Origin of the sequence: Streptomyces sp. NBC_00083 (assembly GCF_026343295.1) — a bacterium.
In the GTDB taxonomy this organism is placed as follows: domain Bacteria; phylum Actinomycetota; class Actinomycetes; order Streptomycetales; family Streptomycetaceae; genus Streptomyces.
The window spans coordinates 1149716-1174279 of the sequence record NZ_JAPELY010000001.1; the positions used below are offsets into that span (position 1 = coordinate 1149716).

General features: G+C 73.4%; 21 protein-coding genes. 12 read left to right on the forward strand and 9 right to left on the reverse strand.

Going from position 1 to position 24564, the window contains the following annotated elements; all coding sequences use genetic code 11:
* The first annotated feature begins 20 nt into the window (after positions 1–20).
* The 4 genes from OOJ98_RS04900 to OOJ98_RS04915 all read left to right on the forward strand — a co-directional run bounded on the left by OOJ98_RS04900 (position 21) and on the right by OOJ98_RS04915 (position 4213).
* A complete protein-coding gene (locus OOJ98_RS04900; RefSeq protein WP_267053370.1) occupies positions 21–1319 on the forward strand; it encodes a sensor histidine kinase in 1299 nt (432 codons plus the stop codon).
* Positions 1320–1402: 83 nt separating this feature from the next.
* On the forward strand, positions 1403–2056 hold the full coding sequence (locus tag OOJ98_RS04905) for a response regulator transcription factor (RefSeq protein ID WP_267053371.1): 654 nt from the start codon (positions 1403–1405) through the stop codon (positions 2054–2056).
* A gap of 533 nt (positions 2057–2589) precedes the next feature.
* Entirely contained in the window at positions 2590–3873 is a 1284-nt protein-coding gene (locus OOJ98_RS04910) for a ferredoxin reductase family protein (protein WP_267053372.1), read from the forward strand.
* A gap of 145 nt (positions 3874–4018) precedes the next feature.
* Complete coding sequence (locus tag OOJ98_RS04915) at positions 4019–4213, forward strand: hypothetical protein (protein WP_267053373.1); 195 nt, start codon at positions 4019–4021, stop codon at positions 4211–4213.
* Between the two features lie 82 nt (positions 4214–4295).
* Here OOJ98_RS04915 and OOJ98_RS04920 read toward each other — a convergent pair whose 3' ends face one another.
* The 3 genes from OOJ98_RS04920 to OOJ98_RS04930 all read right to left on the reverse strand — a co-directional run bounded on the left by OOJ98_RS04920 (position 4296) and on the right by OOJ98_RS04930 (position 6731).
* A complete protein-coding gene (locus OOJ98_RS04920; protein ID WP_267055516.1) occupies positions 4296–4970 on the reverse strand; it encodes a class F sortase in 675 nt (224 codons plus the stop codon).
* Between the two features lie 45 nt (positions 4971–5015).
* On the reverse strand, positions 5016–5642 hold the full coding sequence (locus OOJ98_RS04925) for a hypothetical protein (RefSeq protein WP_267053374.1): 627 nt from the start codon (positions 5640–5642) through the stop codon (positions 5016–5018).
* Positions 5643–5942: 300 nt separating this feature from the next.
* Entirely contained in the window at positions 5943–6731 is a 789-nt protein-coding gene (locus OOJ98_RS04930) for an aminotransferase class IV (protein WP_267053375.1), read from the reverse strand.
* A gap of 69 nt (positions 6732–6800) precedes the next feature.
* On the opposite strand from OOJ98_RS04930, the gene OOJ98_RS04935 reads away from it, so the two are divergent.
* The gene (locus OOJ98_RS04935) at positions 6801–7400 is read left to right on the forward strand and encodes an NADPH-dependent FMN reductase (RefSeq protein ID WP_267053376.1); all 600 of its coding nucleotides are present in this window, start codon (positions 6801–6803) and stop codon (positions 7398–7400) included.
* Positions 7401–7428: 28 nt separating this feature from the next.
* Here OOJ98_RS04935 and OOJ98_RS04940 read toward each other — a convergent pair whose 3' ends face one another.
* Both OOJ98_RS04940 and OOJ98_RS04945 read right to left on the reverse strand, forming a co-directional pair.
* Complete coding sequence (locus OOJ98_RS04940; RefSeq protein WP_267053377.1) at positions 7429–8847, reverse strand: HAMP domain-containing sensor histidine kinase; 1419 nt, start codon at positions 8845–8847, stop codon at positions 7429–7431.
* On the reverse strand, positions 8844–9539 hold the full coding sequence (locus tag OOJ98_RS04945) for a hypothetical protein (RefSeq protein ID WP_267053378.1): 696 nt from the start codon (positions 9537–9539) through the stop codon (positions 8844–8846). Before OOJ98_RS04945 ends, OOJ98_RS04940 begins: the two co-directional genes overlap by 4 nt.
* A gap of 312 nt (positions 9540–9851) precedes the next feature.
* Here OOJ98_RS04945 and cutA point away from each other — a divergent pair, with 312 nt between their 5' ends.
* On the forward strand, positions 9852–10181 hold the full coding sequence (gene cutA / locus OOJ98_RS04950) for a divalent-cation tolerance protein CutA (protein WP_267053379.1): 330 nt from the start codon (positions 9852–9854) through the stop codon (positions 10179–10181).
* Positions 10178–10645: a gamma-glutamylcyclotransferase family protein gene (locus tag OOJ98_RS04955; protein ID WP_267053380.1), complete on the forward strand. Its 468-nt coding sequence runs from the start codon at positions 10178–10180 to the stop codon at positions 10643–10645. Before cutA ends, OOJ98_RS04955 begins: the two co-directional genes overlap by 4 nt.
* Here OOJ98_RS04955 and OOJ98_RS04960 read toward each other — a convergent pair.
* Positions 10599–12710 carry a molybdopterin oxidoreductase family protein gene (locus tag OOJ98_RS04960; protein WP_267053381.1) on the reverse strand — a complete coding sequence of 704 codons (2112 nt, stop codon included), beginning with the start codon at positions 12708–12710 and terminating at the stop codon, positions 10599–10601. The two genes, OOJ98_RS04955 and OOJ98_RS04960, sit on opposite strands and share 47 nt — an antisense overlap.
* A gap of 173 nt (positions 12711–12883) precedes the next feature.
* Complete coding sequence (locus OOJ98_RS04965; protein ID WP_267053382.1) at positions 12884–13564, reverse strand: vancomycin high temperature exclusion protein; 681 nt, start codon at positions 13562–13564, stop codon at positions 12884–12886.
* 294 nt (positions 13565–13858) lie between these two features.
* Here OOJ98_RS04965 and OOJ98_RS04970 point away from each other — a divergent pair, with 294 nt between their 5' ends.
* The 5 genes from OOJ98_RS04970 (at position 13859) to OOJ98_RS04990 (ending at position 20762) form a co-directional block, all read left to right on the forward strand.
* Positions 13859–14665, forward strand: a complete 807-nt coding sequence (locus OOJ98_RS04970) for a sirohydrochlorin chelatase (RefSeq protein WP_267055517.1) — start codon at positions 13859–13861, stop codon at positions 14663–14665.
* A 91-nt stretch (positions 14666–14756) separates the two neighbouring features.
* Positions 14757–16037: a deoxyguanosinetriphosphate triphosphohydrolase gene (locus tag OOJ98_RS04975; RefSeq protein ID WP_267053383.1), complete on the forward strand. Its 1281-nt coding sequence runs from the start codon at positions 14757–14759 to the stop codon at positions 16035–16037.
* 109 nt (positions 16038–16146) lie between these two features.
* Complete coding sequence (locus tag OOJ98_RS04980; RefSeq protein WP_267053384.1) at positions 16147–17409, forward strand: NAD(P)/FAD-dependent oxidoreductase; 1263 nt, start codon at positions 16147–16149, stop codon at positions 17407–17409.
* A gap of 29 nt (positions 17410–17438) precedes the next feature.
* The gene (gene dnaG, locus OOJ98_RS04985) at positions 17439–19334 is read left to right on the forward strand and encodes a DNA primase (protein WP_267053385.1); all 1896 of its coding nucleotides are present in this window, start codon (positions 17439–17441) and stop codon (positions 19332–19334) included.
* A gap of 174 nt (positions 19335–19508) precedes the next feature.
* Positions 19509–20762 (forward strand): RNA polymerase sigma factor, encoded by a 1254-nt coding sequence (locus tag OOJ98_RS04990; protein ID WP_267055518.1) that lies wholly within the window; start codon positions 19509–19511, stop codon positions 20760–20762.
* Positions 20763–20824: 62 nt separating this feature from the next.
* Here OOJ98_RS04990 and OOJ98_RS04995 read toward each other — a convergent pair whose 3' ends face one another.
* Both OOJ98_RS04995 and OOJ98_RS05000 read right to left on the reverse strand, forming a co-directional pair.
* Positions 20825–22753 carry an ABC transporter ATP-binding protein gene (locus OOJ98_RS04995; protein WP_267053386.1) on the reverse strand — a complete coding sequence of 643 codons (1929 nt, stop codon included), beginning with the start codon at positions 22751–22753 and terminating at the stop codon, positions 20825–20827.
* Positions 22750–24483, reverse strand: a complete 1734-nt coding sequence (locus OOJ98_RS05000; RefSeq protein ID WP_267055519.1) for an ABC transporter ATP-binding protein — start codon at positions 24481–24483, stop codon at positions 22750–22752. Before OOJ98_RS05000 ends, OOJ98_RS04995 begins: the two co-directional genes overlap by 4 nt.
* Between the last annotated feature and the right edge of the window lie 81 nt (positions 24484–24564).

A 24564-nucleotide genomic window follows, 5' to 3' on the forward strand; every position in this document is an offset into this window, starting at 1 on the left:
GGCGGGCCTAGGTTGTTCCCATGCACCGTCTGCGCCTGCCGCGACCCGTGGAGTTCCCCTACCGGCGGGACCGTCTCGACACGGTCGCGAGGGCCGCGCTCTACTCGCTCGTCGCCCTGCCCCTCGCCCTCGCCGGTCTCGTGGCGGTCGGCGTGGTCCTGCTGGCCGGCGCTGTGCTGTCGTGGACGGCGCCGGGGCTCTGGCTCATCGCCGCCGGTGTCCGGGGCGCGCTGGCGCTCGGAGACCTCCAACGCGGCCTGGCGCGCGCCCTGTTGGGGCTGGTGATCGAACGGCCCGAGCGTGCGGGGACCAGCGGGATGCTCGACTGGCGGCGTTCCGTGCTGGGAGGAGGGCCCGGATGGCGGGCGGTGGGCTGCGCCCTGGCCGCCCCGCTGACGGCCCTGCTGCCCCTGCTCGCCGTGTACGTGGGCTTCGTGCAGGGCGTGCTGCTCACCCTGTATCCGGTGCTCAAGCGGTGGAACTACTTCACGATCCGGGAGCCCGACGGATCCGTACGGCATGTGGGGCTGGAGGTGGGGGGAGTGGAGTTCGACAGCTGGCCGCGGTGGCTGGCGCCCTTCGCGCTCGGCCTGCTCCTGCTGTACGTGGCGCCCTGGCTCGACCGGCACGCGCTCGCCCCGCACCGGATGCTGCTCACCGCGCTGCTCGGCCCCGACCGTGCGGACCAGCGGATCCGGACGCTGGAGGAGACCCGGGCGCAGGCCGTCGACGATGCGGCGGCGACCCTGCGCCGTATCGAACGCGACCTGCACGACGGCACCCAGGCACGCCTGGTGGGCCTGGGGATGCACCTCACGATGATCCGCGAGCTGGTCGCGGGCGGCGCCGATCCGGAGCGGATCCTGAAGGTCGTCGAGACCGCGCAGAGCAATGCCAAGCAGGCCGTCGCCGACCTGCGCAACCTGGTCAAGGGCATTCATCCGCCCGTGCTCGACCAGGGCCTCGACACGGCGCTCGCGACCCTCGCCGCGGACAGCGCCCTGCCCGTGCGGGTGGAGTGCGGCATCGAGGGCAGACCGAGTCCCGCGATCGAGTCCATCGCCTACTTCTGCACCGCCGAACTGCTCGCCAACGCGGCCAAGCACAGCGGGGCTTCGCGGGTGAAGGTCACCGTGACCGGGGCGGCGAAGATCCTGCTGCTGATGGTCGAGGACGACGGGTGCGGGGGAGCGGTGGTGGGAGCGGGCAGTGGGCTGGCCGGTCTGCGGGCCCGGGTGCGTACCGTCGACGGTTCGCTGACCTGTAACAGTCCGGCCGGAGGGCCTACGGTGGTGAGCGTGGTGCTGCCGTTCAGGTGAGCGGCGGCCGGGCGGGTACCGGTGCCACGCCCGGCGCCGCCGGAGCCACCGGTAGGGCTACCAACAACAGAACGGGTCACCGTATGCGCGTCGTCATCGCCGAGGACTCCTCGATCCTTCGCGACGGGCTCGTCCAGCTCCTGGAGATGCGGGGCGTGGAGGTGGCGGCCGCGGTGGCTGACGCGCAGGCGCTGCTCGCCGCGGTCGCCGAACACCGGCCCGACGTGGCGGTGGTGGACATCCGGCTGCCGCCGACCCAGACCGACGAGGGGCTGCGCGCGGCCGTGGAGATCCGCCGCACGGCCCCGGACACCGGGGTGTTGATCTTCTCGCAGTACGTGGAGACCGCGTACGCGGCGCAGCTCATCGGTGACGGCGGGGCGGGGGTGGGGTATCTGCTCAAGGAACGCGTCGTGGACATCGGCGAGTTCGTGAACGCGCTGGAGCGGGTGGCGGCGGGCGGCACCGCGCTCGACCCGGAGGTGGTGGCCCAGCTGTTCGGCGCGAGCCGGCGGGCCGCGGCGCTCGACGCCCTCACCCCGCGCGAACGGGAGGTGCTGGGGCTGATGGCGGAGGGCCGCACCAACCATGCGATCGCCGAGGGGTTCGGGGTGTCGGAGCGGGCGGTGGAGAAACACATCGCGAACATCTTCACCAAGCTGAACCTGCCCCCGTCGGAGTCGGGCCACCGCAGGGTCCTGGCCGTCCTGCGCTACCTGGACCGCGCCGCCAACTGAGCCGGTGGTCGGGCTTGGTGGGGGTGCGGTGGCCGGGAGGCGGCCCTGGGCTCTTAATGGGTGGTCAGGCGATCCTCAAGGCGGCCTTAAGGATCGCTGATCCGCCGCTGACCAGGGGTTTTCGGGGGGTGTGTCGACCTAGGCTGCCGGGCGTGACGATCGAGGCCACCGACCCGCAGCTTGCCGCGTATCCGGCGTTGTCCGCCTATCTCGCGCTCCAGGCCCGGCAGGAGCAGCACGAAGGGCAACGCGAGCGACGGGAGGAGCAACCGGAGCGACAGCCGGACGGACAACTGGAGGGGCCATGGGAGTGGGCAGGGGGGAGTGGGGGAGGCGGGGAGCAACTCGGTTTCTGCGGGGCTGTGTTGAGGGTGCCGGAGGGGCCTGAGGTGGGGGAGCTCCGGGGGCCCGCGGTGGGGGAGGTCCGGGGGGCCGCGGTGGGCGGGGGCGCGGTGGCGGCGGGCTTGGCGGGCGGCGGCGCGGGCGGCGATTCGTGCGGGGGCGGGCGCGCGGTGCGGGTCCTGCCTCGGGTCATGCGCCGGGGGATCCTGGCGGGGGCCGGTGCGGTGGGGCTGCTGTGGGGGACACAGGCCGAGCCGTCCGCGCGCCTCGACGTGCTCTTCGCGAGCGGGGCGCACCTGTCGGGACTGCTCGCCGGCTACGGGATCCTGGTGATGCTGCTGCTCATGGCGAGGGTCCCGGCCGTCGAACACGGCGTCGGTGCCGACCGGCTCGCCCGCTGGCACGCGCGCGGCGGGCGTTACGTCCTGATGCTCGTCGGGGCGCACCTGGTGCTCGCGCTGTGCGCGTACGCCGCGTACACCGGCACCGATCTGCTGCGGTCGGCCGGGCGGCTGCTCGGCTACGGGGGCATCCTGGCGGCCGCCGTCGGCACGCTCGCGTTCGCGGCCGCCGGGGTCAGTTCGGTGCGGGCGGCGCGGGCCCGGATCTCGCAGGAGACGTGGCGCGCCCTGCACTTCCTCACCTACCTCGGTGCCGGGCTCGCCTTCGCCCACCAGCTGGTCGGGCCGGACGTGGCGGGCGGCCCGCTGACCGTGTGGGCGTGGGCGATGCTCCACGCGAGCGTCGCCGTGCTGATCGTCTGGTACCGGGGCGTCGTTCCGGTGCGACAGGCCCTGCGGCACGGGCTGTACGTGGTGGAGGTGCGGGACGAGAGCCCCGACGTCGTGTCCGTCGTGATGCGCGGCACCGGTCTCGACGCGCTGCGCGCCGAACCGGGGCAGTTCCTGCGCTGGCGGTTCCTGCGGCGCAGGCTCTGGCACACCTCGCTGCCGTTCTCGCTGTCCGCTCCGGTCCGGGACGACACCGTACGCATCACCGTGAAGGCGCTCGGTGTGCACAGCCGGCGCGTCAGGCGGCTGCGTCCCGGCACCCGGGTCCTGGCCACGGGGCCGTTCGGCGCGATGACCCCGCACCGCCGTACCCGGCGCAAGGTGCTGCTCCTGGCGGGCGGGGTGGGCATCACGCCGATGCGGGTCCTGTTCGAGACGCTGCCCGCCGAGCCCGGCGATCTCACGCTGCTCTACCGGGCGGGCAACGCGGCCCAGTTGGTGCTGCGCGAGGAGCTGGAGGCCATCGCCGCCGCGCGGGGGGCCGGGCTGCACTATCTGCTGGGGCCGTCGGACGCCTCCTTCGACCCGCTCGCGCCGCAGGCCCTGCGCAACCTCGTCCCCGACCTCGCCGCACACGACGTCTTCCTGTGCGGACCCGGCGCCATGGCCCACGCCGCGACCGCCTCGCTGATCAGGGCCGGGGTGCCCGAGGAACACATCCACACCGAGCAGTTCAGCTTCTGAGGGCGCCCGCCCGCGGCGCCCTCCCCGCGGGTCCCGCCCGCGGTGCGCGCCGGACCCGCGGGACATACCGCGTCGCCGGACCCGCAGGGCATCCCGCGCCGGACCCGCAGGACACACACGTCGAGGAATGAGGAATCGCCGAGTCATGGCCCGTCACCGCAAACGCCCCGCCCCCGTCCCGCTGGACCGTGCCCGGCGCCGGCTCGCCGCGGGGCTCACCGCCGCGAGCGCGCTGGCCGCGACGTTCCTGGCCGTGTCGGTCACCCCCGCCGCACCCCCCGCCCCGGACCGTCCCGCGGACGTCCACGCCCTCGGCGACGGCGCGGGCGGACACCGGTAGCGGTGGTGGCGGTGGTGGCGGTGGCGGTGAGGAGGGTCGTGGGGGACCCGTGGCGGGAGCGGGAGGTGATGCGGTGTGGCGGTCAGAAGGTCTTCGTCTCGCCGGCCCCGGTGCGGACCATCCCCGTCAGGTGGGCGAAGGCGACCACGTTGCCGCGGTAGCCGGCCTGCGGGGAGAAGCCGCCGCCGCAGGTGATGAGGCGTAGCTCCGGGCGGGGCGCGGGCCCGTACACCTTGGCGTCGGGGAACGCGTCGTTCTCGTACACCTCGACCGCGTCGACGGCGAAGACCGCGGTCACGCCGTCCGTGCGGGTGACCTCGACGCGGCTGCCCTTCTTCAGGGCGCCGAGCGCGTAGAAGACGGCGGGGCCGTGCGCGTCGTCGACGTGGCCGGCCATCACGGAGGTGCCGCGGGAGCCCGGGGCAGCGCCGTCCTTGTACCAGCCCGCCTTGTTGGTGCTGCCCGGCGGCGGCACGTCGAGGCTGTGGTCGGCGCCGAGTCCCAGGCGCATGACGGGTGCGTCCACGCCGATCGCGGGGATCGCGACGCGTACGGGGTCGGCGGGCGGGAGGCCGCCGGGGGGCGGGAGTTCGGTGGTGGCCCGTGTGGTGCGCCGGGCCGGGGAGTCGGCGGGGAGCCCGGCGCGGCCCGGCGCCGGGCCCGCCGTGAAGGCCTGTGCGGCTGACGGCTGGGGCGGTTGCACGGGTTCGAGGCCGCGTTCGATCAGCCACACTCCGCTGAACGCGGCGATCACCATCAGCCAGCCCGCGTTGCGCCGCGCGGCGGGGGTCGACAAGGGCGGTCAGCCCCGGCCCTGCGTGCCGCTCGCCCGGCGACGCAGCAGCCAGGTGCCGCCCACGGCGGCCGCGGCGATGACCGCCGCGCCCACCGCGATCTCGGTGGTGTCGGGGCGGACGCTGCCGCCGACGCCGGTCTTGACGTGGCCGTGCGGGTCGTTGCCCTCCCACGGCTTGTCGCGCCCCTGCTGGTCCTTCCACTCCCAGGACTTGTCGCGGTCCGGCTGGTCCTTCCACTGCCACGAGGTGTCGGAGTCCCGGTGGTCGCCGTCGCCGCCGGTGACCTTCAGCTGGGCTTCGACGGTCCGCCCGCCGTCGCACCGCACGCTGATGCGGAACGAGCCGGGCTTGGTGTGCGAGGCGACCTTGAACTGCCCGGCGAGGACTTCCTTGTGGGTGGAGGCCGCCAGCGGGAAGTCGCCGGCGCCCACCGTGTTCGCGTCGCCGGTGGCGTGCCCCGAGGGGCCGCATGCCGTGGTGTTCGCGGTGACCGTCGCGCCGGGTGACGCACTGGTGGGCCACAGTTCGAGTGAGCCGTCGGGCCGGCTGTCGGCGTACGCGAGCGCACCCGCCGGGCCCAGCGCGGCGGCGCCCGCCAGCAGGGTGCTCGTCAGGAGTCGGGCAGTACGCATGGATCCTCCGAAGGCGCGGTGCGGGCTCGGGCTCCGCTCGGCTCCGCTTCTCGTTCAGGCTCTCGTTCCGGGTCTGCTTCCGCTTGGTGGTTCTGCCTTCGACTTAAGGGGCGTACGGGCCGCCGTGCCCGTCGGCGGGGGGCGAACGAGTGACACGGGGTGGGCCGTACGGGTGGCCGGCCGCCCGGCGTGGCCCGCGTCCCGGGCGTCACCTCCCACCGGCCCCACCCGGCCCACCGGCCCCACCCGGCCCACCCGGTCTCGCCGCCCCCACTCGGCCCCACCCGGCCCCACCCGGTCTCACCCGGGGTGGATCACATCCCAGGGCGCTTCCTCGTACGCCCGCCACACCACCTTCATGAGCTCCGCGTCGACGGCGAACTCCCGCTCGTCGATCCGGCCCACCGGCGCGATCCCGCGCGAGTTGGTGACGAACGCCGCGCTGTAGGTGCCGAGCCCGGCCAGGGTGACCTCGCGGCGCACCGACTTCAGGCCGTATGCCACGAGCCTCGGTTCGAGCACCGCCATGGTGACGCCGACCAGCGCGGGGCGGTCCGGCCACACCACCGAAACGCCGTCCCAGAACGCGATGTTGGTGATCGCACCCTCCGCCACGGCGCCGCCGTGCCCGGTCAGCAGGGCGTCGCTGAAGCCCTGGCGGCGGGCGAGGCGGCCGTAGTAGGCCTGGGCGAAACCGCCGAGGTGCTTGAGGTGGGCGACGGGCCGCTCGTACGGCACGGAGAGCAGCGACTGCGCGGTGGACGGCATCTCGCCGGGCTCGTTGACGACGACCATCACGGTGGGCGCGTCGTCCGGTCCGTACACATGGACGCGGACCGACGCGTCCGGGGCGCCGGCGGCGTCGAGGGCGCGTGCGACCAGGGAGCGGACGCGTTCGCCGGGCAGGGCGGGGCCGAACAGTTCGCGGGTGCCCTCGTCGAGCCGCGCCAGGTGGTGGGCGAGGCCGCGGACCCGTCCGTCGCGCACCTGCAGGGCGGTGAAGTGCCCGTAGCCGCCGGTGAGGGCGGGGACGAGCAGGTTCTCGGCGTCGGCGGGGCGGCCGTCGATCTCGACGTACGGAAGTGTCATGGGCCACAACATAGTTCGCCCCCGCACGGGCTTGACCTCGACCAAGCTTGAGGTTGAATCCTTCTCGGCATGGACATCACCACAGCCGCATCGGCTGCTCTCCGACTCACCGTCGTCATCGCCTCCAACCGCGAGGGCCGCTTCGCTCCGGTCGTCGCCGACTGGTTCCTGGCCCGCGCCCGGGAACACCAGGGTCTCGCCGTCGAGGTCGTCGATCTCGCCGAGACGGAACTGCCCACCGCCCTCTCCCACCACCCCTCGCCCGCCGCGCAGGCCCAACTGGCGCTCGTCACCCCGAAGCTGGCCGACGCCGACGCGTTCGTGGTGATCACCCCCGAGTACAACCACTCCTTCCCCGCCCCGCTGAAGAACGTCATCGACTGGCACTTCGCGCAGTGGCAGGCCAAGCCGGTCGGCTTCGTCTCCTACGGCGGGATCTCCGGTGGGCTGCGCGCCGTCGAGCAGCTGCGGCAGGTCTTCGCGGAGCTGCACGCCGTGACCGTGCGGGACACGGTCAGCTTCCACCAGGCGCAGGGCCTGTTCGACGAGGACGGCGAGCACCGCGAGCCGTTGCAGGCGGACGCCGCGGTGAAGAAGATGCTCGACCAGGTCATCTGGTGGGCGCGGGCGCTGCGGGACGCCAAGGAGCTGCGCCCGTACACCGGTTGAGGGGGCGACGCGGCCGGGCGCGCGGTGCTCAGGCCCTCGGCAGGCTCACCACGGCGAGCGCGCCGCACCCGTCCGGCGCGTTGCGCAGGGTCACGTCGGCGCCGATGACGTGGGCCTGGCCGAGGGCGATGGTCAGGCCGAGGCCCGTGCCCTGACCGCGTTCCCGCGCGCCCGTCACGAAGCGCTGCGGCCCGTTCTTCAGGAGGTGCTCGGGGAAGCCGGGCCCGTGGTCGCGCACGCTGACCGATGCGCCGTCCACGGTGACCTCGACGGGTCCGGCGCCGTGCCGTCTGGCATTGGCGACGAGGTTGGCGACGATCCTCTCCAGACGGCGGGCGTCGGTCTGCACGAGAACGCCGGCGCCCACGGGGGTGGCGCCTGCGGGGGTGGTGCCTGCGGCGCCGCTCACGGGGGTGGCGCAGCTCAAGGGGTCGCCGGTGCTCGACAGGGTGGCGGCGCTCGATGGGGCGGCGCCGCCCTCGCGGTCCCGGCGCGTCAACTCCGTTGACGCGCCGCACCGTTGGAGGATCGCTGTCACCGTGCGGTCCAGGGGCAGCGCCTGGAGGTGGGGTTCCTCGGCGTTCGCGTCGAGCCGGGCGACCTCAAGGAGGTCCTCGGTCAGGGTGCGCAGCGCCGAGACCCGGTTGCGTACGAGGTCGGTGGGGCGGCTCGGCGGCAGCAGTTCGGCGGCCGTGTGCAGTCCGGTCAGCGGGGTGCGCAGCTCGTGCGCGACGTCCGCGGTGAACCGCTGCTCGGCCACCAGGCGCTCCTGGAGGGAGGCGGCCATCGTGTCCACCGCGCAGGCCAGCTCCGCCACCTCGTCCTGCCGGCCCCCCGGGGCGGGCCGGCCGATCCTGGCGTCGAGTTCGCCCCCGCTGATGCGGCGCGCGGTGGCCGCGGCGGTACGCAGCCGACGGCTCAGCCGGCTCGCCAGCCCGGCGCCGCCGAGCGCGGCGAGCCCCACCACGACAGCGCCCCAGGCCACCAACTCGCCGTCCAGCTGGCCCAGTTCACCCACCGCGGCATCCAGCGGCCGACGCACCGAGAGGACCCGGTCCCCGACCGGGCGGGCCGCCCACACCTGCGGATGCGGGCCGGTCAGGTCCAGATAGGTGCTGCGCTTCCCGGCGAGCGCGGAGGTGAGCAGCGGGTCGGGCAGCTCCGGGTCGTTGAGTGCGGCGCGGGCGTCACCGCGGTCCACCTGCCCGGTCAGCTCGTACACCTGCCGTACGTGCATGAGCTGGGCGAGCGCGGACTCGCGGGCCGTCGAGGCGATCTGCGCGGAGCGCGACTGGTGGATGAGCAGCCCGATGGTGACGGCGACCAGGGCGCAGCCCGCCGCGAGCAGCGCGGCGATCTTCCAGCGCAGGCTGAGCCCGGTGAGCGCGCGGCGCGGGCTGAACCCCGCTGCCGTCCGGCGCGGGGGCCGCCCGCCGCCGGCCGTCATGAGCGTTCCCGCGGGCCGGCCGCCCGGCCGGGACAGCCCGGGGCCGGCGGGTCCATGTTCCGGTACGTCTTGTCGTCGCTGACCGGGGACATGCGGGTTCCGTCCCAGCGGTAGCGGACCGTCTGCTGGGCGCCGTCGTCGGCGGCGCCCCGGGTCACCAGGTCGGCGCCGACGGTCTCGACGGCGAGGCGGCTGCCGGAGGTGTACAGGATGGGGACGACCTTGCCGTCGCGGGCGGTGTAGACGATGACGACGGTGCGCCGGTTCTCCAGGTCCGCCGAGAGGATCAGTTCGGGGGCGCCGTCGTGACCCGTCAGGTCGTGCAGCACGGGCGGGCGGATGCCGGGCCGCCCCGGGTGGCCGATCAGGGGCAGCCGGGTCAGCCCCTTGGCCGCGGGGTCGGCGGCGAGGACGGCTTTCGGGTCCAGGGCGCGCAGCCCCTCCTTCGGTACCCGGGGGGCGCCGTCGAGCGGTGCGCGCGGCTCGGGGCGGCCGGAGCCCATCACGCCGTTGCGCCGCGCGTCGCTCTCGTACCAGGCGGGCCACAGCTGCTGCGGCCGCGGCTGGAGCGGCACCTCGTAGGCCCGGTCGCCCTCGACGAGGCCCGAGCGGGCACCGCACCCGGACAGGGCGACGAGCACCGCGGCGACGCCGAGAGCGGCGGCGCCCACGGCGACGGCTGTGCGGATCACCCGCAGGGAGTGGAGCATCGTGGAGAGCCCGGCTTCGGGAGAGGACAGAGGACAGAGGTCAGAGGACAGAGGTCAGAGAGGCGAGAGGAGAGAGGCGAGAGAAGAGGGGCGAGAGAAGAGGGACGGGAGCAGAGGGCGGAGGGCGCGGCCGGGGCACCAGCCGTCTGCGCCGACCCTAGGAGCGGATCGTCACGGATTGCGGGACGTCGTGTAACAGCTGTGCGTACGCCCGCTCCGTCCGGCAGGATCGGGACCTTGAGCCCTGCCGGAGGGCCCGCGCCGGGCCCGGCCGCATCTTTGAGGGAGGACGCCGTGACATCGGCCGAAGCGCTGACCGTGTGGACCACGACCGACAGCGAGGACAAGGCGGCGGCGCTCGCCCGTGGCGCGGTGGAGGCCCGCCTCGCGGCCTGTGCGCAGATCGCGGGCCCTGTCACCTCCGTCTACCACTGGGCGGGCGGCATCGAGACGACACGGGAGTGGCAGGTGCTCCTCAAGACCACCGCCGCCCGCTACCAGGCCCTCGAACGTCACCTCCTGGCCGCCCACGACTACGAGACCCCCGAGATCATCGCGACGCCCGTGGTGGCGGGGAGCCCCGCCTACCTGGCGTGGATCACCGCCGAGACGGCCGCCCGGTGACCCCCGCCGCTTCCACCGCCGAGGCCCCGCGGCCCTTCTTCGTCTACGGCACGCTCCGCCCCGGCGAGCGCTACCACCGGCGTTTTCTGCGCGGCCGTACCGTCGGCGAACGCCCGGCCCTGCTGCCCGGCGCCGTCCTGTACGACGGCCCCGGCTACCCGTATGCCACCGCCGGGCCCGGCACCGTCACCGGCGCCCTCATCGAGGTGGCCCCCGCCGAACACGGTGAACTCCTGGGCGCACTCGACGAGTTGGAGGAGTACATCGGCCCCGGTCATCCGCGCAACCTGTACGACCGGGTGGCGCGCGAGGTGGCCGTTCAGGGGGCGGCCGTGCTCGCCTGGGTGTATCTCGCCGCGCCCCGCCTCGCCCGCGAACTCCTCGCCGGGGGCGCCCCGATCCCCGGCGGCGACTGGCTCAGCCGGCCGGCCGGGCCGGTTCGACCCGTACCGCGCACACCTTGAACTCGGGCATCTTCGACACCGGGTCGAGCGCCGGGTTGGTCACGGTGTTGGCCCGGCCCTCGCCCGCCCAGTGGAACGGCATGAACACGGTGTCCGAGCGGATCGCGGTGGTGACACGGGCCGGCGCGGTGGCCCGGCCGCGCCGCGAGGTCACCGTCACCGCGTCGCCGTCGCCCACCCCGATCCTGGCCGCGAGCAGGGGGTGCATCTCGACGAACGCGCCGGGCGCGGCCGTGTTGAGCTCCGCGACCCGGCGGGTCTGCGCACCCGACTGGTACTGGGCGAGCACCCGGCCCGTCGTGAGCACCACCGGATACGCGCGATCGGTCTCCTCGTCGGGTCCCCGGTGGGTGACGTCCACGAACCTGGCCCGCCCGTCCGGCGTCGCGAACCGGTCGAGGAAGAGCCGGGGCGTGCCCGGGTGCGTCTCGTCGGGACAGGGCCAGAACACGCCGTCCTCGTCCTCGATCCTGCGGTAACTGATGCCCGCGTAGTCTGCGGCGCCACCGGCCGACGCCCGGCGCAGCTCCTCGAACACCTCCTCCGGGTCGACGGGGAATCCCCTGGCCGTCTCCTCACAACCGAGCTTTTCCGCAAGGGCGTTGAGGACGGCGAGGTCGCTGCGTACGCCGGCCGGCGGGGTGACGGCGGCGCGGCGCAGCAGCACCCTGCCCTCCAGGTTGGTCATCGTGCCGCTCTCCTCCGCCCACTGCGTCACCGGCAGGACGACGTCGGCGAGGGCGGCGGTTTCCGAGAGCACCACGTCCGCGACGGCGAGGAAGTCCAACGCCCGCAGCCTGCCCTCGACATGGGCCGCGCGGGGAGCCGATACGACCGGGTTCGACCCCATCACGAGCAGCCCCCGCACGTCGCCGCCGAGCGCGTCGAGGAGTTCGTAGGCGCTGCGGCCGGGCCCGGGGAGCGAGTCGGGCGGCACGCCCCACACCCCGGCCACATGGGCGCGGGCGGCCGGGTCGGTGAGCTTGCGGTAGCCGGGCAACTGGTCGGCCTTCTGGCCGTGTTCGCGGCCGCCCTGTCCGTTGCCCTGCCCGGTGAGGCAGCCGTACCCGGACAGCGGGCGTCCCGCCCGGCCGGTCGCGAGGCAGAAGTTGATCCACGCGCCCACCGTGTCGGTGCCCGACGCGTGCTGTTCGGCGCCGCGCGCGGTGAGCACCATCCCGTCCGGCGCGTCGCAGAACAGGGCGACGGCGGCGCGGAGTTGGGGCACGGGCACGCCGGTGATCTTCTCGACCAGCTCCGGCCAGTGCGCCATCACCGCGGTCCGCGCCGCCTCCCAGCCCGTGGTCCGCTCGGCCATGAACGCCTCGTCGGCGCGGCCCTGGGCCACCACCAGGTGCAGCAGTCCGAGGGCGAGCGCGAGATCGGTGCCGGGGCGCGGCGCCAGGTGCAGGTCCGCCTGCTCGGCCGTCCGGGTCCTGCGCGGGTCGACGACGATCAACGTGCCGCCGTTCTCGCGCAGTTCCCGCAGGTAGCGCACGGCCGGGGGCATCGTCTCGGCCAGGTTGGAGCCCGCCAGGACCACACAGCCGGTCTTCGCCACGTCCGCCAGCGGGAACGGCAGGCCCCGGTCGAGTCCGAACGCCCGCTGGTGGGCGGCGGCCGCCGACGACATGCAGAACCGCCCGTTGTAGTCGATCTGCGAGGTCCCGAGCACCACCCGGGCGAACTTCCCGAGCGCGTACGCCTTCTCGTTGGTGAGGCCGCCGCCGCCGAACACCCCGACCGCGTCGGCGCCGTGTTCCTCGCGCACCGAGCCGAGCCGCGCGGCGACCAGGGCGAGGGCCTCGTCCCAGCCGGCCGGTTCCAGTGTGCCGGTGGCGGCCCTGCGGATCAGCGGCTCGGTCAGGCGCAGCCCCCGGGAGAGCAGCGCGGGCGCGGAACTGCCCTTGCCGCACAGGGCGCCCCGGTTCACCGGGAAGTCCCGCGGGACCACTTCGAGGCCGCCGGGCGCGCCGTCCGCGGGCCGCAGCCCCATGCCGCACTGGAGCGAGCAGTACGGGCAGTGGGTGGCGGTCACGGGGGAGGGCGCGGCGTCGGTGAGCATGGCCCCAGGCTGCGCCCGGCGTGTTACGGCCTCCCGCGGCGCCGGTTACACGCCCGGTGCCGTGCCCTCATCGCGGGACGGCCGGCGCGGTGAGGAGCGCCGGTCCTCGGCGTGGGAGGCGCCGCGGGAGGCTCCCACCCGGGGCGCGGTGGCCTCCCCGGCCCGTGCGCGGCTCAGCCCGCGAGGGCCTTCGCGACGCCGGGCTCCCTGGGGCCGAGGAAGGTGGGGTCGGGCTCGACCACCACGTCGAGGAGCGCCTTGCCGGCCGCGAACACCTCGCGGGTCCCGCCGTAGTACCAGGTCACGTCGTGCGCGGCGTCGACACCCACCCCGTAGGAGCGCACGCCCGCCGCCTCGCACAGCGCCACCGCGCGCCGGATGTGGAAGCCCTGGCTGACGAGCACGGCCCGGTCCACTCCGAAGACCTTCTTCGCCCGGACACAGGAGTCCCAGGTGTCGAACCCGGCGAAGTCGGCGACCACGCGCGTGCCGGGCACGCCGTGCCGCACGAGATAGCCGCGCATCGCGTCGGGTTCGTCGTAGTCGGTGCGGCTGTTGTCGCCGGTGACCAGGACCGCCTTGACCTTGCCCGCCCGGTACAGCCGCACCGCCGCGTCGAGCCGGCCGGCGAGGTACGGCGAGGGCTCGCCCTTCCACAGGCCGGCCCCGAACACGACGGCGACCCCGGCGGCGGGCGCGTCGTCGACGGTGCCGATCCGGCCGCCCGTGCCGGCGTACAGCCAGGTGGCCGGGGCGAGCGCCAGGACACACGCCGCGGCCACGCCCTGCACCAGGCGCCGCTGTCCGGTGCGGGTGCGCGGCAGACGCGGTCGCTTCGGTCGGATGCGCGGCACGTGGTCCCCCCGGGGATCGGACAGATGTCGGTGTACGCGGTGCGGGCCGCCGTACACCGGGAGGGACGCGGGCGCCGCCGCCCCGGTTCGCGGTACGCCGGCTCCGTACAGCTCTGTGACACGGGGGCGGGCCGGCGGGGCGCGCGCCGCCGGGCCCTTCCTCCCCGCACACGCACACGCACACGCACGCTGCGCCCCGCGCCCCCGTGAGCCCCCCGACACCCCTCGTGACGACCCGGCAACGCCCCCGCAACACACGCCCGGCACGATCGGTGCATGACGGAGCAGCGGCGAATGGGCACGGCGGAGCCGGGGGCCGGGCGGCGGACGCGCGGGGGCCGGGCGGGCGGGCGGCCCGCGCTCGTCGCCGTCGCGCACGGCAGTCGTGATCCCGGCGCGCTGCGGACGGTCACCGCGCTCCTGGACCGGGTGCGCGCGCTGCGGCCGGAGCTCGATGTCCGGCTCGGCCACATCGAGACGGCACGGCCCCTGCTGCCGGGCGCCCTCGCCGAGCTGCGCGGGCGGGCCGTCCTCGTGCCGCTGCTGCTCGGCCGCGGCCACCACGTCAAGCACGACGTCCCGCACGTCCTGGCCACCGCGGGCGCCCATCTGGACGCCCGGGTCGCGGCGCCGCTCGGACCGCATCCGCTGCTCGTCGAGGCGCTGTACGGGCGGCTCGTCGAAGCCGGCTGGCGGCCCGGCCCCGGGACCGCTGCGACCAGCGCGGTCGTGCTCGCCGCCGCCGGGTCCCGCGATCCCGAATCGGTGGCCGGCGCGCGCCGCACCGCCGAGCTGCTCAGCGAGCGCCTCGGCGGGGTGCCGGTGGTGCCCGCCTACGCCTCGGCCGCCTCGCCGACCGTGCCCGACGCGGTGCGCGCCCTCGCCGCGCGCGGCAGGCACCGGGTCGCGATCGCCTCGTACTTCACCGCTCCGGGACGTTTCGCGACCGAGACCGCGGCCGGGGCGCCCTGGCTCGCCGCGGCGCCGATGGGGGCGCATCCGGCGGTGGCACGCCTCGTACTGCACCGCTACACAGAGGCGTTGACGCGGGCGCCGTTCCCCGCGCCGCTCTCGCCGGCGCCGGGACTCCTGACCGTGTGACGTTTCTTCGCGCGGGGCGTGACACGGGTCCCGGGAGGCCTTCGACGCCCCCTTGAGCCCACTTGTCACCGTCTCCGTTTACTGTCGGTGCATGGAGTTCTACGCCGAGGCCGACACAGAACGCTGGGCCGCCGAGCCCGACAAGCGGCCCGGCCGCACCGCCTTCCAGCGCGACCGGGCGCGGGTGCTGCACTCGGGGGCGCTGCGCCGGCTGTCCGGCAAGACGCAGGTCGTCACGCCCGGCTCGCGCAGCCAGGCGTGGGACGCGAGCCCCCGCACCCGGCTCACGCACTCCCTGGAATGCGCCCAGGTGGGCCGCGAGCTGGGCGCCGCGCTCGGCTGCGACCCCGACCTCGTCGAAGCGGCCTGCCTCGCCCACGACATGGGCCATCCGCCGTTCGGCCACAACGGCGAGCAGGCGCTCAACGAATTCGCCGGTGACATCGGCGGGTTCGAGGGCAACGCCCAGTCGCTGCGCCTGCTCACCCGGCTCGAACCGAAGCGCTTCGTCCGCTCGTCGGTGACCGGCGAGCCGGTCAGCGTCGGCCTCAACCTGACCCGCGCCGCCCTGGACGCGGCGACCAAGTACCCCTGGGCGCGCGGCGGCCACCCCAGCGACCCGGCCTCCGTGAAGTTCGGGGTCTACGAGGACGACCTGCCGGTCTTCGCCTGGGTCAGGGAGGGCGCCGCGCCCTACCGCAAGTGCTTCGAGGCCCAGGTGATGGACTGGTCCGACGATGTGGCCTACTCCGTCCACGACTTCGAGGACGGCCTGCACGCCGGGCACATCGAACCGGGCGCGCTGCTCTCCGCGACCGAGCGCGCCGAGGTGTGGCGCGTCGCGATCGGCCGGTACGTGGAGGCGGACACCGACCCCCAGGAGCTGGCCGACGCCCTGGACCGGCTGATGGAGCAGGAGTGGTGGCCGCACGGCTACGACGGCTCCGCGGTCTCCCAGGCCCGCCTGAAGGACGCCACGAGCCAGCTCATCGGCCGGTTCTGTCTCGCCGCCGAGAGCGCCACCCGCGCCGCCCACGGCACCGGACACCTCACGCGGTACGGGGCCGAGCTGGTCGTGCCGCGTGCCGCCCGCAACGAATGCGCCGTACTGAAAGCGGTGGCCGACCGCTACGTCATGCAGCGCGACGAGCAGGAGCGGCTCCGCGCCGACCAGCGCGTCGTGCTGGCCGAGCTCGCCGAGGCGCTGACCGTACGGGCCCCTTCCGAGGGGCTCGACCCGCAGTTCCGGGCGCTGTACGAGGAGGCGGACGACGACCGCGACCGCAAGCGCGTGCTCGTCGACCAGATCGCCTCGCTCACCGACGCGGCGGCCCGCTCGCTTCACTCCAGACTCACCGTGCACCACCGGTAATCCAGGCCGACCCGGCGTCCCAACGGAGCAAGCCCTCTTCCCCCCTAACGCTCCGTGCGGGACGCTCGCAGATGGCGGCGCCGCGCAGCAAGCACCGAGGAGGCATCAAGTGGTCGACGCAGATCGGACATTCGTCATCGTGGGAGGCGGTCTCGCCGGGGCGAAAGCCGCCGAGACCCTCCGCACCGAGGGTTTCAGCGGGCGGGTGATCCTCATCGGCGACGAACGGGAGCACCCCTATGAACGGCCGCCCCTGTCCAAGGGGTTCCTGGCCGGCAAGGAGGAACGCGACAGCGTCTTCGTGCACGAGCCCGCCTGGTACGCACAGCGTGACATCGAGCTCCACCTGGGCCAGCCCGTCACCGCCATCGACCGCGGGGCCAAGACGGTCCGCCTCGGCGACGGCGCGCTCATCCAGTACGACCGGCTGCTGCTCGCCACCGGCGCCGAGCCGCGCCGTCTGGACATCCCCGGCACCGATCTGGCCGGCGTCCACCACCTGCGGCGCCTGGCCCACTCCGAGCGGCTGCGGCACGTCCTGAAGGCACTCGGCCGCGACAACGGTCACCTCGTCATCTCGGGAGCCGGCTGGATCGGCCTGGAGGTCGCCGCCGCCGCCCGCGGGTACGGCGCGGAGGTCACCGTCATCGAGCCGGCGGCCACCCCGCTGCACAACGTGCTGGGCCCGGAGCTCGGCCAGCTCTTCGCCGACCTGCACGCCGAGCACGGCGTCCGCTTCCACTTCGGGGCCCGCCTCACCGAGATCGTCGGCCAGGACGGCATGGTCCTGGCCGCCCGCACCGACGACGGCGAGGAGCACCCCGCGCACGACGTGCTCGCCGCGATCGGCGCCGCCCCGCGCACCTCGCTCGCCGAGACCGCCGGGCTCGCCATGGTCGACCGGGAGCACGGCGGGGGCATCGCCGTGGACGCCTCGCTGCGCACCTCCGACCCCGACATCTTCGCCGCGGGCGACGTGGCGGCCGTCCACCATCCGCTCCTCGACGTGCGGCTGCGCGTCGAACACTGGGCCAACGCCCTCAACGGCGGCCCCGCCGCCGCCCGCGCCATGCTCGACCAGGACGTCTCCTACGACCGCATCCCCTACTTCTTCTCCGACCAGTACGACGTCGGCCTCGAATACTCGGGCTGGGCGCCGCCCGGCTCCTACGACCAGGTCGTGATCCGCGGCGACACGGGCAAGCGCGAATTCATCGCGTTCTGGCTCAAGGACCGCCACGTCCTGGCCGGAATGAACGTCAACGTGTGGGATGTCACAGAGCCCATCCAGGCCCTGATCCGGGGCGGCGCCCCGGTCGACACCGAGGCGCTCGCCGATCCCTCCGTCCCGCTCGGCTCCCTCGCACCCTGAGTGTCGGTGCGTCCCCGTAGACTTCACGCGTGGCAGGCAGGATCAACGATGACGACGTGAAGGCGGTACGGGACGCGGTCCCGATCGACGCCGTCGTGTCCGAGTACCTCCAGCTGCGCAACGCGGGCGGCGGCAACCTCAAGGGCCTGTGCCCCTTCCACGACGAGAAGTCCCCGTCCTTCCAGGTCAGCCCGAGCAAGGGTCTCTTCCACTGCTTCGGCTGCCAGGAAGGCGGCGACACGATCGCCTTCGTCCGGAAGATCGACCACCTGTCGTTCTCCGAGGCGGTCGAGCGGCTCGCCGCCACCGCGGGCATCACCCTGCGCTACGAGGAGGGCGGCTACAACCCCTCCCACCAGCGCGGCGAGCGCATCCGCCTGGTCGAGGCCCACAAGGCGGCCGCCCAGTTCTACAGCGAGCAGCTCGGCAGCCCCGAGGCGGAGATCGGCCGGAAGTTCCTCGCCGAGCGCGGCTTCGACCAGGCGGCAGCCGCCCACTTCGGCGTGGGCTACAGCCCGGCGGGCTGGGACCACCTGACGCGCTATCTGCGCGGCAAGGGCTTCAGCGACAAGGAACTGCTCACCTCCGGCCTCGCCCAGGAGAGCCGCCGCAACCCCATCGACCGCTTCCGCGGCCGTCTGATGTGGCCGATCCGCGACGTGTCGGGCGAGGTCGTCGGCTTCGGCGCGCGCAAGCTGCGCGACGACGACAACGGCCCCAAGTACCTGAACACCCCCGAGACGCCGATCTACAAGAAGTCGCAGGTCCTGTACGGCATCGACCTCGCGAAGAAGGACATCGCCAAGTCCAGCCGGGCCGTCGTCGTCGAGGGGTACACCGACGTCATGGCCTGCCACCTGGCCGGCGTCACCACCGCGATCGCCACGTGCGGCACCGCGTTCGGCGGCGACCACATCAAGATCCTGCGCCGCCTCCTCATGGACAACGGCTCGGCGCGGGTCATCTTCACCTTCGACGGCGACGCGGCCGGCCAGAAGGCCGCCCTGCGGGCCTTCGAGGACGACCAGAAGTTCGCCGCCGAGACGTACATCGCGATCGCGCCGGACAACATGGACCCGTGCGACCTGCGCCTGGCCAAGGGCGACGAGGCCGTCGCCGAGCTGGTCCAACCCCGCACCCCGCTCTTCGAGTTCGCGATCCGCCAGATCGTCCGCCGCTACGACCTGGAGACCCCGGCCGGCCGGGCCGCCGCGCTCGACGAGGCGGCCCCCATCGTCGCCCGCATCAAGAACGTGGCGTCCCAGCACGAGGTGGCCGTCCAGCTCGCCGGGATCCTCGGCATCCTGGACACCCAGTTCGTCGTCAAACGCGTCGCCCAGCTCGCCCGCTGGGCCCGCGACCGCGGCGGCAAGGGCCCCGCGCCCGCCCCGGGCCGCGGCCGGCCGTACGAGAACGCGGCGCCGGGACCGTCCCTCGCCTCCGGGCCCGCCCTGAACCTGCGCAGCCCCGCCCACCGCACCGAACGCGAGCTCCTCAAGCTGGCGTTGCAGCACCCGCACCTGGTCTCCCCGGCGTTCGACGCGTACGGCGTCGACGAGTTCACCGCCCCGCCCTACGCCGCGGTCCGCCAGTGCATCCAGGAAGCGGGCGGCGCCACCGACGCGCCCTCCGACTACCTGCCGGCCGTCATGGACTGCGCGCCCAACGACGTGGTGCGCGCCCTGGTCACCGAGCTCGCCGTGGAGGCCGTCCACGCCCGCACCGTCGACGAGGCGTACGCGGGCGAGCAGCTCGTCGCGGTGCGCCGCCGGGCCGTGGACCGCCGCCTCCTCGACATCCAGGGCACTTTGGCGCGCCTGGGCCAGCACGGCGACCCGGCCCAACTGGCCGCCGTGCAGAACGAGTTGTGGGTCCTCCAGCAGTACGGTCAGGCCCTGCGCAACAAGGGCGCGGCGGCGCTGTAGGGCCCTCGCGGCAGGGCCCGGCCCGCCCCGCCAAAAGGGCCGGGACCTCCCCGGGGCCCGCCCCGCGCGGCGCCCGTCGGACCCGTCCGGGTAACCACCCGCTCACGGACGGCTTCAAAAAGTCACCGCACGCCCGTCGCGGCGACCCTGTCTCGTACCCCACACTGGATGGCGGTGCCTGAGTCCTCGGAGCGCGGCCGGCCCACCCCGGCAGGTGGACGCCTCACCCCCGCGGATCCGCTCAACGATGTGTACGGGACGGAAAGCGGCCCGGCCGCCCCCGTCCCGCTGTCGCACGCCCCCGATCCGGCAGCGATCACCCTGGAGGTCGCCCCCGTGCAGACCCGGACCCTGACCGACCACGACGTCGTCGCGGCAGCCGTACCGCCGCAGCCGCGGGCCGTGCACCGCCCCGGGGCGGAGCCGTCCGGGCCGGACGCGGGGCGCGCGTCCGAACCACCCGAGGAAGAGGCCCCCGAACCCCCCGGCCCGCGGCCGAGCCGCGCCGACACGGGCGGCCCCTCCTCCGACCTGTTCCGCCAGTACCTGCGCGAGATCGGCCGCATCCCGCTGCTCACCGCCGTCGAGGAGGTCGAACTCGCGCGGCGCGTCGAGGCCGGCCTGTTCGCCGAGGAGAAACTGAACACCACCCCCGACCTAGACTCCCAACTCGCCGTGGACCTCGACAAGTTGGTCGTCATGGGCCGCATGGCCAAGCGCCGGCTCATCGAGGCGAACCTGCGGCTCGTGGTGTCCGTGGCCAAACGGTACGTGGGACGCGGCCTGACCATGCTCGACCTGGTCCAGGAGGGAAACCTCGGCCTGATCAGGGCAGTCGAGAAGTTCGACTACGCGCGCGGCTACAAGTTCTCGACGTACGCGACCTGGTGGATCCGCCAGGCCATGTCGCGGGCGCTCGCCGACCAGGCCCGCACCATCCGCGTCCCCGTCCACGTCGTCGAACTCATCAACCGCGTGGTGCGCGTACAGCGCCGCATGCTCCAGGAGCGCGGCTACGAGCCGACCGCCGAGGAGGTGGCCGCCCACCTCGACCTCACCCCCGAACGCGTCGGTGAGGTGCTGCGTCTGGCCCAGGAACCGGTCTCGCTGCACGCGCCGGTGGGGGAGGAGGACGACGTCGCGCTCGGCGACCTCATCGAGGACGGCGACGCCGCCTCGCCCGTCGAGTCCGCCGCGTTCCTGCTGCTCCGCCAGCACCTGGAGGCGGTGCTCTCCACGCTCGGCGAGCGCGAACGCAAGGTGGTGCAGCTGCGCTACGGGCTCGCGGACGGCCGGCCGCGCACCCTGGAGGAGATAGGGCGGATCTTCGGGGTGACCCGGGAGCGGATCCGGCAGATCGAGTCGAAGACGCTGAACAAGCTCCGCGACCACGCGTTCGCGGACCAGCTGCGCGGCTACCTGGACTGATCCGGACCAGACACGGAAAGGGGCCGGCACGCACCGCGTACCGGCCCCGACCTCCCAGCGGATCAGTCGACTTCGGCGACCGCCTGGGCGAACTGGGCCGCGTACAGCCGGGCGTACGCGCCGTCCGCCGCCAACAGCTCCTCGTGCGTGCCCTGTTCGACGATCGAACCGCTCTCCATCACCAGGATCACGTCCGCGTCGCGGATCGTGGAGAGCCGGTGCGCGATGACGAACGACGTGCGCCCGTGGGCGAGCCGCGCCATCGCCTTCTGGATCAGCACCTCGGTCCGGGTGTCGACCGAGCTCGTCGCCTCGTCGAGGACCAGGATCACCGGGTCGGACAGGAACGCCCGCGCGATGGTGATCAGCTGCTTCTCACCCGCGCTGACCCCGGTGCCCTCGTCGTCGATGACGGTGTCGTAGCCCTCGGGAAGCGTCCGGATGAAGCGGTCCGCGTGGGCCGCCTTCGCCGCCTCCTCGATCTCCTCGCGCGTGACGTCCTTCGGGGCGCCGTACGCGATGTTGTCCGCGATGGAGCCGCCGAACAGCCAGGTGTCCTGGAGCACCATGCCGATGCCGGCCCGCAGCTCCTCACGGGTCATCCTCGCCGCGTCCACCCCGTCCAGGGTGATCCGGCCGCCGGTGACCTCGTAGAACCGCATGAGCAGATTGACCAGCGTCGTCTTGCCGGCGCCCGTCGGGCCGACGATGGCGACGGTGTGGCCGGGCTCCACCGTCAGGGAGAGGTCCTCGATGAGCGGCTTCTCCGGCTCGTAGCGGAACGACACGTTCTCCAGGGCGACGGCGCCGCGCAGCACCTCGGGGCGCTCGGGCGTCGCGGTGTCCGGCTCCTGCTCCTCGGCGTCGAGCAGCTCGAAGATCCGCTCGGCGGAGGCGACACCGGACTGCACCAGGTTGGCCATGGAGGCGACCTGGGTCAGCGGCATCGAGAACTGCCGCGAGTACTGGATGAAGGCCTGCACATCGCCGATGGACAGCGAGCCCGTCGCGACCCGCAGACCGCCGACGACCGCGACCAGGACGTAGTTCAGGTTGGACACGAACATCATCAGCGGCTGCATGACACCGCTGTTGAACTGCGCCCTGAACGACGCCTCGTACAGCGCGTCGTTCTGCTCGGCGAACGCGTCGGCCGACTCCTGCTGGCGTCCGAAGACCTTCACCAGGGCGTGCCCGGTGTACATCTCCTCGATGTGCGCGTTCAGCTTGCCCGTGGACTTCCACTGCTGGACGAACTGGGGCTGCGAGCGCTTGCCGACCTTCGTCGCCACGACGATCGACAGCGGCACCGTGATCAGCGCCACGAGCGCGAGGAGCGGCGAGATCCAGAACATCATCACCAGGACGCCGACGATGGTGAGCAGCGAGTTGATGAGCTGGCCCATCGTCTGCTGCATCGTCTGCGAGATGTTGTCCATGTCGTTGGTGGCGCGGCTGAGGACCTCGCCGCGCTTGGCCTTGTCGAAGTAGGACAGGGGCAGCCGCGACAGCTTGGCCTGGATGTCGGCGCGCATCCGGAACACGGTCCTGTTGATGGCGCGGTTGGAGAGCCGGGTCGCCACCAGCATGAGCAGGCCGGCGCCCACGTACACGGCGAGCGCGGCGAGGAGCACGCCGCCCACGCCGCCGAAGTCGATGCCGTGGCCCGGCGTGAAGTCCACCCCGGACAGCATGTCGGCGAGGCCGCCCTGGCCCTTGTGCCGCAGGTTGTCCAGGGCCTGCGCCTTGGAGACGCCCTCGGGGATCTGGCGTCCGACGACCCCGGCGAAGATCAGGTCGGTCGCCTTGCCGAGGATCTTGGGGCCGACCACCGAGAGGGCGACGCTGCACACGACCGCGACGAGCATCACGCTCAGCGTGGCCTTCTCCGGGGCGAGCCGTTTGACCAGCCGTTTCCCGGAGTCCTTGAAGTTCATCGACCGCTGATCCGGGCCGCCGCCCATCATCATGCGTCCACCGGGCCCGCTCATGCCGCCTCAGCCTCCGTCAGCTGGGAGAGCACGATCTCCCGGTACGTCTCGTTGCCGTCCATCAGTTCGTGATGGCGGCCGGTCCCGACGACGCGACCCTCGTCGAGGACGATGATGCGGTCGGCTTCCCGGATGGTGGAGACCCGCTGGGCGACGATCACGACCGTGGCCTCGGCGGTCTCCCGGGCGAGCGCGGAGCGCAGCGCCGCGTCGGTCGCGTAGTCGAGCGCCGAGAAGGAGTCGTCGAAGAGGTAGATCTCCGGGCGCTGCACCAGGGTCCGCGCGATGGCGAGCCGCTGGCGCTGGCCGCCCGACACATTGGTGCCGCCCTGCGCGATGGGCGCGTCCAGGCCGCCGTCCAGCTTGCTGACGAACTCCTTGGCCTGCGCCACCTCCAGGGCGTGCCACAGCTCCTCGTCGCTCGCGTCGGGGTTGCCGTAGCGCAGGTTGGTGGCGACGGTGCCGGAGAACAGGTACGGCTTCTGCGGGACGAGCGAGACGGTCTTGGCGAGCAGCACCGGGTCGAGGGTGCGCACGTCCTCGCCGTCGACCAGGACCTGGCCGTCGGTCGCGTCCATCAGGCGCGGCACCAGGCCGAGCAGGGTGGACTTGCCGCTGCCGGTCGAGCCGATGATCGCGGTGATCTCGCCGGGCCGCGCCACGAGCTCCACGTCGCGCAGTACGGACGCCTCGGCGCCGGGGTACGTGAAGTCGACGTCCCGTACCTCCAGGTGGCCGTGGCGGCGCAGTTCGAGGACGGGGCTCTTGGGCGGCACCACGCTGGTGGCGGTCCCGAGGACCTCCTCGATGCGCTCGGCACACACCTCGGCGCGCGGCACCATCATGAACATGAAGGTGGCCATCATGACGGCCATCACGATCTGCATGAGGTACGCGAGGAACGCGGTGAGCTGGCCGATCTCCATATGGCCGCTGTCGATGCGGTGCGCGCCGAACCAGACGACGGCGACCGAGGAGACGTTCACGACGGTCATGACGGTCGGGAACATCAGCGCCATGAGGCGGCCGGTGGCGAGGGAGACGTCGGTGAGGTCGGTGTTGGCGCCCCTGAAACGTCCCTGCTCGTACTCGTCGCGCACGAAGGCGCGGATGACGCGGTTGCCGGTGATCTGCTCGCGCAGCACCCGGTTCACGGTGTCCAGGCGGGTCTGCATGGTGCGGAACAGCGGCCGCATCCGGCGCACGATCAGGGAGACCGCGATGCCGAGGACGGGGACGACGGCGAGCAGCACCGCGGAGAGCGGCACGTCCTGGCCGAGCGCCATGATGATGCCGCCGACGCACATGATCGGCGCGGACACCATGAGCGTGAACGCCATGAGGACCAGCATCTGGACCTGCTGGACGTCATTGGTGGTGCGGGTGATCAGGGACGGCGCCCCGAAGTGTCCGACCTCGCGGGCGGAGAACGACTGCACCCGGGCGAAGACCGCGGCCCGGACGTCCCGTCCGAGGGCCGCCGCGGTCCTGGCGCCGTAGAACACGGCGCCGATGTTGCAGAACACCTGGACGAGGCTGATGGCGATCATGATGCCGCCGTGTCCGAGGATGTAACCCGTGTCACCGTTCACGACACCGTTGTCGATGATGTCCGCGTTCAGGGTGGGCAGGTAAAGGGTGGCGCTGGTCTGCAGCAGTTGCAGCAGCACCAGCAGGGTGATCGGTCTCTTGTACGGCCCTAGGTGGGTCCGCAGGAGTCGTATGAGCACGCGCAGGCTCTCCGGGTCGGCAAGATCGGGGGTTCGACCCCCCATCTTGCGACACTCCACCCCTGGAAGCTCAAGCGATTA